This is a genomic window from Pirellulales bacterium (genome assembly GCA_036490175.1).
Classification (GTDB): domain Bacteria; phylum Planctomycetota; class Planctomycetia; order Pirellulales; family JACPPG01; genus JACPPG01.
Genome location: DASXEJ010000139.1, coordinates 13,274 through 29,192, shown reverse-complemented (window position 1 = coordinate 29,192; position 15,919 = coordinate 13,274). Strand labels below are relative to the sequence as shown.

Genomic DNA, 15,919 nt, shown 5'->3' with positions numbered 1-15,919 from the left:
CCACAGGAATCCCGCCGTCCCAACCGCTGCGCCAGGCCCTTGCGCGTAGACTCCTTGCCCGCTATTCACCGTCGTGACGGTCCCGAACGCGTCGTCCACATTCGGGAAGAAGCCGTTGATTCCTTGTAGCGCTCCCGTGGGGCCCGAATACCACCAGCTGTCCCCGTAAAGTTCCGTCGCCGCGGATCCAGAAGTCGGAAAGCTCGGGCCTCCGGCTCCTCCGTTTTCGATGCTGTTATTGCTAAACGAATCCAATGTAGCCCAAGCAGATTGAATATCTGGCACGTTCAAGGCCCCCCAGCTTGGATCGGGCCATTAACATTGCCTAGGAATGTCAGGTTCTTGAAGGCCAGCGTCGGATGGGCCCCCACGCCGGGTGCGAACAAGTCGGCCTGCGTGATTTGGATGCCCAGCGTAAAGGCTTTTGCTCCGACGACGCCCGGGCTGTTATTCACGGCCATCACGACCAGGCTGATAGCCTGCGCAGAACTGGTTGAGCCCAGCACCAGAATCGCGGCGAGAATTGCCCGCTGCCCCATGAGATGCTCCTGCTGAATAGGCCCTGGCCGGCTGATGCGAAGGTGCGAGTGAGAAGCCGACGTCTGTTTGGCGAGCCTAACGGAGATGTAATACTATGTCAAATTAGTTTCGTATATTTCGCCCCGGCATGTCGACTCCCGGGAGAGCACGCAAGATTACGGCCATAAACCGGCGGGGCAACGCCAGAGCGGGCACGAGAGGCAGAGGCATCGCGCCACCGGCAGCCGGAGCACACGTCGGCCACCCGCGCACTAGTAGATCCATCTCTAGTGGATCCTCTGGCCCGGCACGGCGCCGGCATCGGGGCTGAGTACAAAGACCTCGCTGCCGCCGGGGCCGGCCGCCACGACCATTCCCTCGCTCATGCCGAAAGTCATCTTGCGCGGTTCCAGGTTGGCCACAAAAATCACCAACCGGCCCACCAACTGCTCGGGTTTGTAGGCTTCCTTGATGCCGGCAAACACGTTGCGCCGCTCGTCGCCACCCAGGCTGAGCGTCAGCTGCAAGAGCTTCTTGCTCTTGGGAACCTCGACGGCTGCCACGACGCGGGCCACGCGCAAGTCGACCTTGGCAAAATCGTCGAACGAGACGGTCGCCGACAGCGGCTCGGCAGCCAATGCATCTGGCCCATCAGCGGCCGGCGCGGCGGTTGTGGCGCTTATCGCCGTAGCCGCGTCGTTAATCGTTTTAATGGCGACCGGTGCTTCTTCACGGCTGGCGTTGATCATGGCTTCTACCTGCACGGGTTCGACACGTTTCATCAAATGTTCAAAGCGGCTGACCTTGGTCCCCACCAGCGGCGCGGCGGCCTCGTCCCAGCGCTCGATCGGCCGGTTCAACAATGCCGCGGTCTGACGTGCCAGGCTGGGCAGCACAGGAGACAGATAGACGACCAACTGGCGGAACAGGTTCAGTGCCACCGTACACACGTCCTGCAATTCGGCCGCACGCGTGCTGTCCTTGCGCAGGTTCCAGGGCTCGCGCTCTTCCACATATTTATTGGCGCGGTCGGCCAGCAGCATGATCGACCGCATGGCGCGGTTGTAATCGCAGGCGTCGTATGCGGCGGCGATCTCTTCGCCCGCGGCTGCCGCGGCGGCGAACAATCCTCCGTCGTCCGGATACTGGGCCGAGAAACCAGTCGACTCGACGAAGCGCGCCGTGCGGCTGGCCAGGTTCACCACCTTGCCCACCAGGTCGCTGTTGATCTTATTCACGAACTCGTCCAGGTTCATGTCCAAGTCGTCGAGCTTGGGCGTCAGCTTCGCGGCGTAGTAATAGCGCAGGTAAGCCGGGTCGAGATGATCGAGGTACGTCGTGGCCCGCACGAACGTCCCCTTGGTCTTCGACATCTTCTCGCCGTTGACGGTCAGAAAACCGTGAATGTGAATCATCTGCGGCAGGTTAAAGCCGCTGGCTTTCAGCATCACGGGCCAGAACAGCGTGTGAAAATACGTGATGTCCTTGCCGATGAAGTGGTGCACTTCGGTCGTTTCGCTGCGCCACCAGGACTCGAACTTCTCGCCATGTTTATCGCACCATTCTTTACTGGCGGCGATGTAGCCAATCGGCGCGTCGAACCAGACATACCAATAGTTGCCGGGCGAGTCCGGAATCTCGAACCCGAAGTACGGCGCCGGGCGCGATACGTCCCAATCGCGCAGTGGCTCCGACAAGAACGCCGCCGCCAGCCACTTGGCCACATCGGGGTGCAGGTGATCACCTGTTTGCGTCCACTCGTTCAGAAAGGGTCGCAACTGCTCGGTCTGAATGAACAGATGATCGGCTGCCCGCAATTCGGGCGTGGCGCCCGAAAGGGTGCTCACAGGGTTGATCAACTCGGTCGGGGAATAGGTCGAACCGCACTTGTCGCAGCTATCACCGTATTGATCGGGTGACTTACACTTGGGACAGGTCCCTTTCACGAACCGATCGGCCAGAAACGTGCCGGCCTTTGGATCGAACAGTTGGGTGACTTCGCGCTCGCGGACCAGCCCCGCCGCACGTAACGATTTCCAGAACACTCCGCACAGCTCGCGATTGGCCTGGGTGTGAGTGCTGCCATAGTGATCGAAGACAACGTCAAATCCGGCGAAATCCTCGGTATGTGCCGCCTGCATGTCGGCGATGACGGCTTCTTCGCTGCGCCCTTCCTGGCGGGCGCGAATCATGATCGCGGTGCCGTGCGTGTCATCAGCACAGACATAAACCACGTGATTGCCCCGCAGCCGTTGAAACCGCACCCAAATATCGGTCTGGATGTATTCCACCAAATGGCCCAAGTGAATGTGGCCATTGGCATAAGGCAAGGCGCTGGTAACAAGGATGCGGCGCATAAGCGATGATTATGAGTAGTCGGTAGTCAGTGGGCGGTGATCAGCGGGGCGTTTGTTGCAAGCGAGCAGGCACTAGAGAGTAGGAACTAGGAATCGGGTACTTGGAAGCAGGTATTAAGGAGTAACCTGAAGCCCGCATCTGCTAGCTACTGCGGACAATTCTGCCGAGCGAGCGGCATTGTATCCGACCCCCCTCGACCTCGGGAGAGCGATCTCCTGTGGCAATCAGCAGCCAGCAGTTTTTCGTCGGACGCATGCCCGAAATCGGCAATGCATCACCTATGTGTGCTGTCCACTGACAACGGACTACCGGCGACCGCCCGCGCTCCACTCCCAGCGAGAATTGGCACGCGAGGTGCATATCGGGATTCTTCGGCCCGCTACAGGGATGACAGTATTTACGGCCCGGAGGCTCGCACAGGACCGCTTTTCTCGCATCTTGCGGGGTGTTCTTCCCCGCAGGTCGATGGCCGCATGACGCGGTTGGTCTTGTAAGAAATACCAAAGGCCGGCAATATACCGCCGCTCTGTTCTGGACTGAGTTAGTGATCGGCAGGCGCGCTACCCCGACGTTGTGATGGACACGCCCTCGCTGGTGTCCTTTGTCAGTATGGAAACTGACTCGCGACGAAGCGTGTTCGGTCGGTCGTGACGGCGACAAGGAGGTTGCCCTCGCTGGTGTGCTGCGCTTTCCGCATGGGAGCGCCACCTGTTGACCCATATCTCCCCGTTCGCAGCCCGCAGTTTCGACGATGAGGTCGCGCACCCCCGCAGGCGCGCTGCCGAATCCGCGCATGAAGCGCATGATCCAAGGAGGGATCCATGCTGTCGTTGCATTCCATCGTGGCGTGTCTCGCAGTGTCGGGTGTGGGTCAGACCGAGCTCATCGATTTCTCGGCGTCTTGGTGCGGCCCCTGCCGCCAGATGCAGCCGATCGTCGATGCGTTGGCGGCGCAAGGCAAACCTGTGCGCAAGGTCGACATCGATCAAGACAAGGCGCTGGCCGCGCGGTTCGGCGTGACTTCGATTCCCTGTTTCGTGATGCTCGTCGACGGCCAGGAAGTCGATCGTGTCGTCGGCGGCACTTCGCGAGCCAGGCTGGAGCAGATGTTGCAGCTGGCCAGTCGATCGCGATCGTCGCAACCCTCCGGCCCGAGCGCGGCGGCCGGCAATGCAGCGACATTTGCCGGCGGATCCTTCCTGCCACCGCCCGCCATGCCCCCCGCACCCGCCATGCGCGGTCAATCACCCGACGCCGGCATATCTGGCCCGGGTCGTCCCAGCACATTCGCGCCGGATGCGGCGGTACAGGGCGTGTCCCTGCCCGGGCAGCTTAGCCAGCAACCTTTGGTGACGTCTGACCCGACCGTGGGGCAGGGTCCACATCGCGAGGCTTTGACCGCCGCCGGGGACGCGATCGCGCGAAACAATCAGGCGGCGGAAAAGTGCCTGGCTTCGAGCGTGCGCTTGAAGGTCGAAGACGCCGACGGAAACTCCGTGGGTTCGGGCACGATTATCGACGCGCGCGCCGGCGAAGCCCTGGTGCTGACCTGCGGGCACATCTTTCGCGAGTCGAAGGGGAACGGCAACATCTTCATCGATCTGTTTGGCCCGGGTTCGCCCAAACGAGTTCCGGGTCAATTGATTGGCTACGACCTGAAGCGCGACGTGGGCCTGGTAACCTTTCGGCCGGGCGTGCATGTGATCGTCGCGAAGGTGGCGCCGACGGACTATATGGTGAAGCGTGGCGACGCCGTGATCAGCGTCGGCTGCGACAATGGCCGCGAGCCGTCGGCCCGTGTCAGCCATGTGGCGAGCACGGACAAGTACGCGCCCGCCCCCAACATTCAAGTGGTGGGGCAACCGGTTGAAGGGCGCAGCGGCGGTGGCCTGTTCACAGCCGAAGGATTCGTGATTGGCGTTTGCAATGCCGCTGATCCGGCCGACAACGAAGGACTCTACGCCGGCATCGGGGCGATCCACGGCGAACTCACACGGAAAGGGCTCACCGAGATGATTGCTGCCCCCACCGCCTTGCCATCGCGCGAGCTGCCAGCGATGGCGCAAGAGATGCCCGCCGCGGGTCGACCCGGCGCCGCGCCGCGCGTCGTGCCGACCAGCGCCGACGATCCACGTGGCCCGTTGGCCGGTCAGATGGGTGATGCCCCGCTAACCCCGGCTGAAAGATCGCTGCTGGAAAAGATTCGCTCTGGTGCCGGCGATGCCGAGGTGGTGTGCATCGTACGGCCGTTGACGGATCCGCACGCCATGAGCGAAATCGTTGTCGTCGACCACGCCTCGCCGGAACTGTTGCGGCAATTATCGCTGGAAGGGCACGCCCAACAGGCGCGACGGCTGGCATCGATCGCAAACAAGCCGGCCGCCGCGACGCAGAACCGCCCTCGCGAGATTCTGGACGCTGCTCGTAGCTGGCAGCCGAACACCGTCGCGCCCCGTTTCAAATAATGACGGTTGAAGTGCGCGGTGATTTCTAGTTCAGCAAGGACTTTGGCCTGCGTGCATGCGCGCAAATGGGGCACCGTCGATGCCTCGCCGTGGCTGGTTTCACGACCTGAGGTCCACGCTTGCCTGCGGTAAGATGGAGGCATGCCGGGAAAACCGACCTTAACCACTGCGCGGACAGAAAATCTGGGAAACATCGTGTTCTCCAGGGAATGGCGGCGCGGTTAAGGTCAAGATGGTCAATTTTTCGAGCGGTGAATAATTCCATTAATTGAATAATTCCCCGCCGTATTTTTGGGGCAATCACCCTAGTTGATCGCTTGGCTGTCCGGCGCAACAAAAAAGGCCGTCCTCCACCGCACGCTGGCGGTGAAGGTCGGCCCTTCTGTGAAAATTATGGGCCGCGACAGGGCAGCCTCATCGTTGCGATGTCAGTCGGCGTAGATCTTGGTCGTCTCTTCCTCGAGCACGGCGTCGGGCGAGTCTTCGCTGCGGAAGTACGCCTTGAAGCGCACCTGGCCGGCCTTCTGGCACTTTACGTGGACATCGTAGCTGGCATTCTGTCCGGGCTCTAAGACAGCAACCGGCGGAAAGACCAACTGTCGACCTTTGATCGTGCCAGGAACCGGACCGTTGACGTCCAGAACCTGCATTTCGCGTGGCACCTCAGCGGCGAACTGTACGCGACGGGCCGGCGTCGATCCCGCATTCGACAAGCGGATGCGATAGATCGTCTCGCCGTCGACCTCGACCGGATCGTCGTCCTCGGTGACGTCGATCACGACATGGGGCGCGCCTTTGACGCGGGTTGTTGTTTCGGCCTCGCCGATTACGCCAAAGTCTGCTTTGGCCGCGGCGTTCAGGCGATGATCTCCTTCTTCAACCGCGATCAACTGCACGCCCACCGTGGCGGCCTCGTTGGCTTCCAAGCGGCCTACGAACCAGGCCACTTGCCGGGCACCGCGATCGAAACTTCCTCCGGAGGTGGCTTCGACAAAGCGGAAGCCTTCCGGGATATTTTCGAGCAACTGCACATTGTCGATGGCGGCTGGGCCAGGGTTTTGCACTTTGATGGTGTAGGCGGCGCGGCGGTCGACAAACCGCAGCTTCGGACCTTCCATGGCGACTGCTAACGCCGGCTGCACGATGCGAATATTGTGCAGGACCTTGTCCATCGCACGTTTGCCGGCGACGACCTGCCCGGCGATTTTGAAATCGCCCTGCTGCGCACCAGAGATCATCACTTGAACGTGCCGGGACTCGCCCGGGCCGAGCGTGCCGATCACGTAGCGTGGTTTCGATCCGCTAGCGGCTTCCAACCCCTCGCCGAGTGCGACATCGACGGCCACGCCTATCGCCGGGCCAGTGCCCTCGTTGGTGACACGAAACTGATACGGAGTCGGCTGGCCCACCACGGATTCCTGCGGACCCTCGATCATCATCGTTAAGCGTGCTTCGACGATTTGAATGGTGGCGGCGACCTGACGAGTAAATCTCAAGGCGGCCCGTGGTGTTACGTCCCCTTGTTCACGCGGCGTGAAGCTGACTTGCGCGGTAGTAGTCGCACCGGGCGCCATATCGCCCAATTCCCACACAATGCGACCATCGTCGGTTGCTGCCCGTGGTTCGGTGGTCCCCAGGTCAACACCCACGGGAACTTGCGCTTCGACTTGCACGGCCTGCGCCGTGGAATCGCTGACATTGCGGACTACCAGTTGGCAAATGACTTCCTGTCCCACGCTAACCGACGTCGGTGTGATCCATTGCAGCGTTACGCCGCCATTGGTGCGATCGCTGGCGTCGGTGGGCGTAAACGTTTCGGGCGCGGCGGCCGGCGCGCGCTCGACGATCGGTTCGGCAATTGGCTCGGCCGGGATGGGTTCGTTGCTGTCTTGCTCCTCGGGAATCGCGGCTGGCGCCGGCTCGTCGTCTTCCGCGACCGGTTCGTTATGCGTCACGGGAATGATCCCTTCGTCGCGGAATGACGCGTATCGATCGCGCATTTTCGATTGCAAGCTCGGCCGCTCGGCGGCCAATTCCGGTTCGCCATGCGCGGCGCATTGGCCGTCGCCGGCGCATTTTGTCGTGCATGCTGCGCCTGTTTCGGCGAGTTGCGGATTGGTGCGCCGTTGCGGCAATGGCTCCAAGTTGGGAACCGAATGGTATCGGTCCGTGTGCTTGGCCGCCGGCAGTGTCACACTGGCCGGTGCCCGAGCAGTCCGCGGTGCCTGATCCTGTGTCGGCTGCAAGGTTTCCGCATCCAATGTCGCAAACGGATTGGGAACCGGCAGTGCGCGGCGCGCCGGCGCCAAAGTCGGCAACGGGCCATCGTCGGCGCGTGCCGCGTGAGGGGCTAGCAGCGCTTGCCACAGGCCGGGCAAGGGCGAGTTTCCTGGTCCGATGCCGTAAGCCAGCGCGCCGAGGCCACCGACCCCGACTATGAGCGAAAGCGTCGGAAGGATGCGTTGCTGCTTCACGAGAGTCTCCCACCACAATCTTTGACGTTGAATATTGCCGCCGTGCCGAGCAGGAATCACTCGGCCGACAGCAAGTCAGAGTGCCGAACGGCTGTCGCCGCGCTGGCACATCGGGCCGCAGGAAGGTATCGGCGGAGGAGCAATTAGTGATTGAGTCAATTCGGCAAACTTTGTCGATTGCGAGAGGTCTGCCGACGCCAGCAGCGCGCTCCACGAGTGACATTGCTAGCACGCCGTCTCGTTGCGCGCGACGCTGCGCACGCTCTAGATTCTCCAAATCCCACGGGCAACCGATGTTGATCCGAATTCCCAATCGGTGGTAGTCTACCGCCCGCTTTGTGAGAACCGACCGCCAACGGGCGCTATGTCGCCGTGGTGGAAGCACGCGAAATCGTTGCATCACGGCTTGCGCTGGGCGCGCGACGATCGCCCCGGGCCGCGGGATTCGGCTCTGTGTGTAGACGGTCTGATGTGTAGAGCGTTTGACTGGTGGCCTGCACTGTCCGGGTCGCCTACTTCTTCTCTGTAATTGGTGAGATTGTCATGCACTCGCCTGTACGAGCGGTTGCGAAATTGGCTCTGATCATCCTGGTCACCCTGGCCGTGTGTTCCACGAGCCGTGGCCCCTGGGCACAAAACACGCTGCGGCTGAAAGTCGACGCGGGTGAGCCACAGTGGATCTGGTCCGCCGCGCGAACCAAGGACCAGGTGCCGCAGGAGATGTGCTATTTCCGCAAGGTGTTCAACCTTAGCGACGTCGAACAGGCCAAGGTGCAGATCGCTTGCGACGATCGCTTCGACCTTTTTGTCAACGGCCGACTGGTAGGCAACGGGACGGACTGGAAAAAGCTGCGCAGCTACGATGTGCAACGATTCTTGGAATCGGGCAAAAATGCCATCGCCATCCGCGCAGAAAATACCACCGGCGGCAGCGCCGGGCTGGTCGCCCGCGTAACGGTCAAACAAAAGGGGGGCACGGAAGTCTCCTACTCGACCGATGCCACTTGGAAAACCAATGGCAGCGAGTCCGTCGGCTGGGAAAAGCTCACCTTCAACGACGAAGATTGGGCCCTGGCCCAAAGCTTCGGCGAGTTGGGTAGTGCGACGCCTTGGACCGCCCAGGTTGTCGCCGCCGACGGGGCGCAAGTCGCGCGATTTACGATCGCCCCCGAGTTCCGCGTCGAGCGCGTGTTGGGCGCGGATACGACCGGTTCACTGATCGCAATGGCTTTCAACGAATTTGGCGAAATCTTGGCCTCGCAAGAGCGCGGACCGCTGCTCGTGATCAGCGATAACGATCAAGACGGCATCCCGGAGACCGTTTCCACTTATTCCGATGAACTGCAAAGCTGCCAAGGCATTTTGGCACTTAACGGAAATGTGTTCGCCGTGGGACAGGGCCCTGACGGCCCGGGATTGTACCGGCTGAGCGACGAGAATCAGGATCGAAAGGCCGATAGCGTCAAGTTGTTGCTGAAGTTCAAGGGAGACATGCACGAGCACGGTCCGCATGCTCCGGTGCTGGGGCCGGACGGCTTGATCTACATCGTGATTGGCAACCACACCAGCTGCCTCACGCCGCCAGAGGCCAATAGTCCCTACCACAACTGGTACGAGGGTGATCTCGTGCAGCCGCGCTATGAAGACGCCGGCGGTCACGCCGTGGGTGTTAAAGCCCCCGGCGGCGTTGTCTTGCGTACGGACACGGAAGGCAGCTTTGCGCAGGTTTTCGCCGGCGGTTTTCGCAATGCCTATGACATTGCCTTCAATCGGCAAGGGGATCTGTTCAGCTTCGACTCGGATATGGAATGGGACGAGGGACTGCCTTGGTATCGGCCCACAAGAATCAATCATGTGACGGCCGGCGCCGAGTTCGGCTGGCGTAGCGGCTGGGCCAACTGGCCGGAGTATTTCTTCGATAGCTTACCAGCCACGAAGAACGTGGGACGCGGGTCTCCCACCGGCGTCGTGGTTTACAACCATTACATGATGCCGGCTCGTTACCATAACGCCTTGTTCGCCTGCGATTGGGCGCAAGGCCGGATTCTGGCCGTCAAGATGACCCCGGCCCGTGGAACGTATGAAGCTAAGAGCGAAGTGTTCCTGGAAGGGCGCCCCCTGAACGTCACCGACATCGAGGTAGGACCCGACGGCTGGCTTTACTTTTGCACCGGCGGCCGCGGCACCGATGGGGGAATCTATCGCGTCGTGTGGACGGGCAAGGTGCCGCCGCGGCCTGTGGTAGCCGGCGCGGTGGAAGCCATCTATCAACCCCAACTCGACAGTGCGTGGGCGCGGCAGAAAGTCGCGACCATTCAACAAAAGCTGGGCCCGAAATGGAATCGCGAACTGATCGGCATCGCCGAGAATGTCAAGAACAAACCGGAAGACCGTGCGCGAGCCCTGGATCTCATGCAATTGGTCGGTCCGTTTCCGACCACACAAATGCTCGTGAAGCTATCGCGGGATCGCGCGCCGGAAGTGCGTACTAAAGCTGCATATTTAATGGGATTGCACTCGGACGGAGACACAGCGACGGCGCTAGTCGAACTATTGAAGGATAGCCATCCGACCGTGCAACGCGTGGCCTGCGAGTCGATCGTTCGTAGCGGGGTCGCGCCGCCCGTAAGCAGTCTGCTGCCGCTATTGGCAAATCCGAGCCGGTACATTTCCTGGACGGCCAGCCGGGCCATCGAGCAACTACCAACTGACAGCTGGCGAGACGAGGTCATCTCATCGCGCGACATGCGTGTGTTTCTGGTTGGTTCCGCTGCGCTAATGGCACTTGAGCCAGATGCGGACCTGGCCCGCACGATCGTAAACCGCTCGGGCGTGTGGATGAAGGGCTACGTGAATGACCCCGATTTCATCGACCTGTTGCGGCTGATGCAAATTGCCATGCACCGCGGCCAACTTACCGTGGCCGACATACCGCAGGTGGCGGAACAGTTGGAAAAGGAATACCCCTCGCAAGACGCCACCATCAATCGCGAGTTATTGAGGCTGCTCGTACATTTGCAACAGTCCGAGATCATCCCGCGCCTGTTGGCCGTGCTGAAAACCGACGCGCCGCTGCCCGAACGGATCCACGCCGCAACGCATGCCCGATTTTTGGACTCAGGCTGGACGACCGAGCAGAAGCTGGAATTGCTCGAATTCTATGAACACAGCCGCGATCTGCCCGGAGGCCACAGCTACGCCTTGTATCTGGATAACTTCGGTCGAGATTTTCTCGCCAAATTCAGTGACGACGAACGCCGCAGGGTACTGGCACGCGGCGAGCACGCGCCCAGCGCCGCGCTGACGGTGCTGGGGTCGCTGGAGGAGAATCCGGGCGAGGATTTGCTGGCTCAGCTGATTGATTTGGACGCGCGACTGCAACCGTTGACCTCGCCGGCTGCGCAGAAGCTGCGGACCGGCATCATCGCCGTGCTGGCACGCAGCGGCACGTCGCAGGCGATGGCGTTTCTACGCGAGCGCTACGAACTGGAACCAAATCGTCGACAGGAATTGGCCATTTGTCTGGCGCAGCAACCCGATGGAGAGAATTGGGCGGTGCTAGTACGGGCAATCCCGATCCTGGAAGGCGCCCCGGCGCGCGAAGTTCTGCAACGTTTGGCCACCGTGGACCAAAAGCCCACACAGCCCGAAGCCATCCGTCAGGTGATCCTCAGCGGGCTGAAGCTGCGTGATAGTGGCGCGCAACAAGCCGCTCAACTTCTTACGAAATGGACGAGCCAGCAAATCGGCCTGGGCGGTTCTGCTGACGATGCGATGGCCTCTTGGCAGGCTTGGTTCCAACAAGAGTATCCCGATCAGCCCGCGCCGAATTTGCCGACGGCCGCCGCCGACAACAAGTGGACTGCCGAAGAACTGGTGACATTCCTGACCGGGCCCGAGGGCTCACATGGAAATCGCGAACGCGGTCAGGAGGTTTTCGACAGGGCGCAGTGCGTCAAATGCCACCGCTACGGCTCGCGCGGCGAAGGCGTGGGACCCGACCTAACGACAGTCAGCCAGCGTTTCCAGGCCAAAGAAATCGTCGAGTCGGTGATATACCCGTCGCAGGTCATTTCGGATCAATATGCCTCGAAAACGGTGCAGACCGAGCGCGGCATGCAATTCACCGGGATCGTCGGCGAAGCCGGCGTTGGCGCGGTGGTAGTGTTGCAATCTAACGGCGAGAAAATTACCGTGCCCCGCAACGAGATTCACGAAATCGTTCCCAGCCAGAAATCCGCCATGCCCGAAGGGTTGCTCAACGCGTTTTCATTAGAAGAGATCGCGGACTTGTTTGCGTATCTGTCGAAGTCCCCGAAATCGAACGACGCTGTCGCTGAAGGGGTCGACGGTCAGCGCCCACGCATTCGCCAGCGCTAACAATCCGCGGAATTCTGCCGCCGACCTTGCGACGCCGGTTCCGGGTGTTAGGCACCCGTCGGCGGTCCCGGGTCGAGGCGTGGCAATTGCCACACGTCACGACAATTTCATTTGCCCGCCACGCCCCGGCGCCAGCCAATCGGTTGGTCGCATCCTGCTAGCCGGGTGTCGATCATGTGGCCTTTTCCCGCGATCTTGTCCGAGGCTCTCTGCTTGACCGCCAAAAACGAGCAGCAGTCGACAGGCTCTGGATGTGAAGCACGGGCGACGGCGGCAATGTAGACTGGCCTAAACCGACTTGGAGAGGCCTCCCAGCGAGTTCTCATCTGTGTACGCGTGCAATACATATGGGCGCTCGCCATTCGAGCGCCAGAGCGTTGTAACCCGTTAGCGACGTCCGGCACGGTAATTGGTGGCGACGTTTCACTCCCAGCAGTCCGTCTCGTTCGCCGAGACGCCACGATGAAGCCTACCGCCAAACTGTCACGAAAAACTTCCCCGTCAGGCAAGGAAGTGCCGGAAAAAGTCCAGGTCCAGGGCTCGAACTGGAGTTGGCCCACCATCCTCACCGGTGTGGCCCTCGTGGCGATGGTGCTAGTTGCGTATTCTCCGCTACTGAAAGCGGCGTACATCTGGGACGACGACTCCTACGTCACCGGAAATCTCACCCTGCGCTCGCTCGAAGGGTTGCGGCGTATCTGGTTCGAGTTACGAGCCGTGCCCCAATACTATCCGTTGGTGCATACCACGTTCTGGACGGAATATCACCTGTGGAATCTGGCGCCGTTGGGCTTTCACATAGATAATGTCCTGCTGCATGCCGCCAGCGTGCTTTTGGTGTGGCGGTTGCTGGCACGGTTGCGCGTTCCAGGAGCTTGGCTGGCGGCTGCGCTGTTTGCCGTACATCCGGTCGAGGTCGAGTCGGTCGCCTGGGTGACTGAACGGAAAAACGTGCTGAGCTTGGCGCTCGCGTTGGGCTCGATGCTGTGCTATTTGCGATTCGCGCCGGCGGAGGAACCGGAAATTGGCGCTCCTGCGAACGCCACGCGTTGGCGTTCATATGTGCTGGCATTTGTTCTTTTTGTCGCAGCGATGCTGAGTAAAACGGTGGTCGCCTCGCTGCCTGCAGTGCTGCTGGTGATCTATTGGTGGAAGCGTGGTCGCATCACGCTGGCCGACATCGTGCCGCTTGTGCCATTTTTTGCGGTTGGCGCCGGACTGGGTCTGCTAACGGTGTGGATGGAAAAGCATCACGTGGGGGCGACGGGCGAGATTTACGATTCACCATTGATCGAACGACTGCTGATTGCCGGCCGGGCACTATGGTTCTACGCTGCCAAGCTCGTCTGGCCCTACCCGCTGACGTTCTTTTACCCGCGTTGGGCGATAGACGCGCACGTGGTTTGGCAGTGCCTGTTTCCCATCACCGCGTTCGCTCTGCCGATCGTGGCGTGGTTCACCCGCCGTTGGATCGGACGTGGAGCGCTGGCATCCCTGCTGATTTTCGCCGGCGTACTCTTTCCCGCGCTGGGGTTCTTCAACGTCTATCCGTTCCGGTTCTCCTACGTAGCCGACCATTTCCAATATCACGCCGGTCTGGCGCTCATTACCCTGGTGGCATCCGCCGCAGCGATGGTGGCCGCGGGCCAGCCGCCACATCGCAAGAAGATAATGACGGTTGCTGGCGCCCTTCCGCTCATTGCGTTGGGACTACTCACCTATCGACAAGTGCGCGTGTATCGTGATCCAGAGACGCTCTTTCGCGACACGATCGCTGACAATCCGGAAAGCTGGGCCGCGTACGAGAACTTGGAATCGTACTTCCACTCTCAGGGACGATTTGACGAAGCCCTGGCGTTGGCGCGAGATGCGATGGCCCGTGATTCGCTGACCACCCGTGCCGACGATCCATTGACGCGCACGAGCCTGGCCATTGCCCATAACAATCTGGGTGGTTGTCTGTTGCGGATGGCGGACCGTGCCGAGCTGGACGCGGCCCAAACCGAGGAAGTAATATTTCACGAGCAAGAGGCCCTCCGTCTCGATCCGCAACTCATCACAGCGTATTGCAACCTGGCGTCGGCGCTGATGGTTGCCTACCGCCCGGACGAAGCAATCCAGCAATTTGATCGTGCGTTGATGGTCAGTCCTGGCAACCCCGAGGCGTTATGCGGCAAGGGAAGAGTCTTAGATGCTCTCGGCCGGCAGGCAGAGGCCGAGACATCTTTCCGGCAGGCGCTCGAACAGAATCCTGATTTCGCCAAGGCCCATCACGACTTGGCGCTCTTGCTGATCAACCAGGGACGCTCAAAGGAAGCGTTGCCGCATTTGGAATCGGCCCTGCGCCTGGAACCAAGAATCGCCGAGGCGCATTACGCATTGGGGGGCATTTTCGCCGGAAGGGGAGACTACCGCCTGGCCGCGGAGCACTATCAAACCGCCATCGAGCTGCAAGCGAACTATCCCCGCGCGCTGAATAATCTCGGCGCCGTGCTGATGAATCTGGGAGAGACCGATAGGGCGATACACTGTTTCCAAGAGGCCGTCCGCCAAAGCCCCGATTATGCCGACGCCAGGCTGAAGCTCGAACAGGCGCTGGAGATAAGACGAGGCGAGCAGGCGGGACCATCTCCGCGCATTCCGTGAAGAAGGCCAAACTATCATCGGCCAACTGCCGGGTAAAAAAATGCCAATCGCTTCTGCCACCTTTTTGCTCGTCATCAAACGTAGCTACGACCGGCGGCGCTGATACCGGCGGCTGGCGTCCTCAAGCAATTTGCGCTCGGCATCGGAAAGGCTTTCGATCCCCTCGCGGGCGACCTTATCCAGGATCGTATCGACGCGTTGATCTAAACTCCCAGCGACGTCGTTACTCGGGTCGTGCACGCGCAGCTGCGGTCTCGAACCGAGCCGGGGTAGCTTCATGCCCGCCGGCATGAGCCGGCCCAAGTTGATACCGCTCTTGAAGTACAGAAAGGCAAACAGCGCTCCGGCCAAATGCGCCTCATACGCCACGTTCTTGTCGCCGGCCTGTCGCGATCCAGAGAACCCCAGCAGGTCGTATCCCACATAAAGAACCGCCGCCGCCCAGGCGGGCAGCGGAATCACGCCGTAGATATAAATCAGTCGCTTGGGAAAGTGCAGGACGTAAAGAATCAGAACTCCCATCACGGCACCCGATGCGCCCATCATCAGGCCAACAGGTCGATCTTGGAGGGTTTGCGAGATCACCCAAGCCAGGCTCGATAGCACGATCAGGCTCAGATAGATCCGTAAAAACTCCATGCGGCCATAGGTTCCTTCGACGTCGCGGCCGAAGAAAAAGAAGACAAGCATGTTGACGACGATGTGCATTATTCCGCGATCGTGGATGAAGCCCGCGGTTAGCAGTTGCCAGGCGTCCCAGGGATGCCGGAACAAGTCGGCGCGTAATGAACAATGTTCCCGGATCTGGCCATCCAACAGCAGGTCGAGCAAGTAGACGCCGACGTTGACCAGGATCAGGTTCGTGACCATCGATCGGTCACCCCCCAGGAACGTCCCTGGCCGGTCGTCGCGATAATATTCCCGGTCGTAAAGACCCATGTCTTGTCTCTTGCAAGCTGCGGTAAAGAGCTAGGGAGCCGGCTTAACGGATAGCGGACTTAGGGCTGGCCCGGCCAGGGTGCCGATAGAGGATTCTAGCGTAGCGGCACTCCGCAGGGGACGGCAGACCCAAGAGAG

Annotated in this window: 8 protein-coding genes; 3 read left to right on the top strand and 5 right to left on the bottom strand. The window is 60.8% G+C overall.

Annotation, left to right across the window (positions count from 1 at the left end; translation table 11 throughout):
• The 3 genes from VGG64_10585 to metG all read right to left on the bottom strand — a co-directional run.
• Positions 1-285, bottom strand: a 285-nt coding sequence (locus VGG64_10585; GenBank protein ID HEY1600040.1) for a hypothetical protein, incomplete at its 3' end; no start/stop codon positions are given.
• A 2-nt stretch (positions 286-287) separates the two neighbouring features.
• Positions 288-539 (bottom strand): hypothetical protein, encoded by a 252-nt coding sequence (locus tag VGG64_10580; GenBank protein HEY1600039.1) that lies wholly within the window; start codon positions 537-539, stop codon positions 288-290.
• 267 nt (positions 540-806) lie between these two features.
• Entirely contained in the window at positions 807-2,876 is a 2,070-nt protein-coding gene (gene metG, locus VGG64_10575) for a methionine--tRNA ligase (GenBank protein HEY1600038.1), read from the bottom strand.
• An 822-nt stretch (positions 2,877-3,698) separates the two neighbouring features.
• Between metG and VGG64_10570 the strand changes: the two genes are divergently transcribed.
• Positions 3,699-5,342 carry a thioredoxin domain-containing protein gene (locus tag VGG64_10570; GenBank protein ID HEY1600037.1) on the top strand — a complete coding sequence of 548 codons (1,644 nt, stop codon included), beginning with the start codon at positions 3,699-3,701 and terminating at the stop codon, positions 5,340-5,342.
• 428 nt (positions 5,343-5,770) lie between these two features.
• Here the strand turns inward: VGG64_10570 and VGG64_10565 are convergent, their stop codons facing one another.
• Positions 5,771-7,816: a hypothetical protein gene (locus VGG64_10565; GenBank protein ID HEY1600036.1), complete on the bottom strand. Its 2,046-nt coding sequence runs from the start codon at positions 7,814-7,816 to the stop codon at positions 5,771-5,773.
• 543 nt (positions 7,817-8,359) lie between these two features.
• On the opposite strand from VGG64_10565, the gene VGG64_10560 reads away from it, so the two are divergent.
• Positions 8,360-12,196 (top strand): HEAT repeat domain-containing protein, encoded by a 3,837-nt coding sequence (locus VGG64_10560; protein HEY1600035.1) that lies wholly within the window; start codon positions 8,360-8,362, stop codon positions 12,194-12,196.
• Between the two features lie 462 nt (positions 12,197-12,658).
• Positions 12,659-14,842, top strand: coding sequence for a tetratricopeptide repeat protein (locus VGG64_10555; protein ID HEY1600034.1), 2,184 nt, complete (start codon positions 12,659-12,661; stop codon positions 14,840-14,842).
• 84 nt (positions 14,843-14,926) lie between these two features.
• Here the strand turns inward: VGG64_10555 and VGG64_10550 are convergent, their stop codons facing one another.
• Complete coding sequence (locus VGG64_10550; protein HEY1600033.1) at positions 14,927-15,781, bottom strand: rhomboid family intramembrane serine protease; 855 nt, start codon at positions 15,779-15,781, stop codon at positions 14,927-14,929.
• Positions 15,782-15,919: the final 138 nt, after the last annotated feature.

Excerpts from the sequence above, each read along its gene's own strand:
- VGG64_10560 (HEY1600035.1), top strand. The coding sequence starts at position 8,360 with ATGCACTCGCCTGTACGAGCGGTTGCGAAATTGGCTCTGATCATCCTG.
- VGG64_10580 (HEY1600039.1), bottom strand. The coding sequence starts at position 539 with ATGGGGCAGCGGGCAATTCTCGCCGCGATTCTGGTGCTGGGCTCAACC.
- metG (HEY1600038.1), bottom strand. The coding sequence starts at position 2,876 with ATGCGCCGCATCCTTGTTACCAGCGCCTTGCCTTATGCCAATGGCCAC.
- VGG64_10550 (HEY1600033.1), bottom strand. The coding sequence starts at position 15,781 with ATGGGTCTTTACGACCGGGAATATTATCGCGACGACCGGCCAGGGACG.
- VGG64_10570 (HEY1600037.1), top strand. The coding sequence starts at position 3,699 with ATGCTGTCGTTGCATTCCATCGTGGCGTGTCTCGCAGTGTCGGGTGTG.
- VGG64_10555 (HEY1600034.1), top strand. The coding sequence starts at position 12,659 with ATGAAGCCTACCGCCAAACTGTCACGAAAAACTTCCCCGTCAGGCAAG.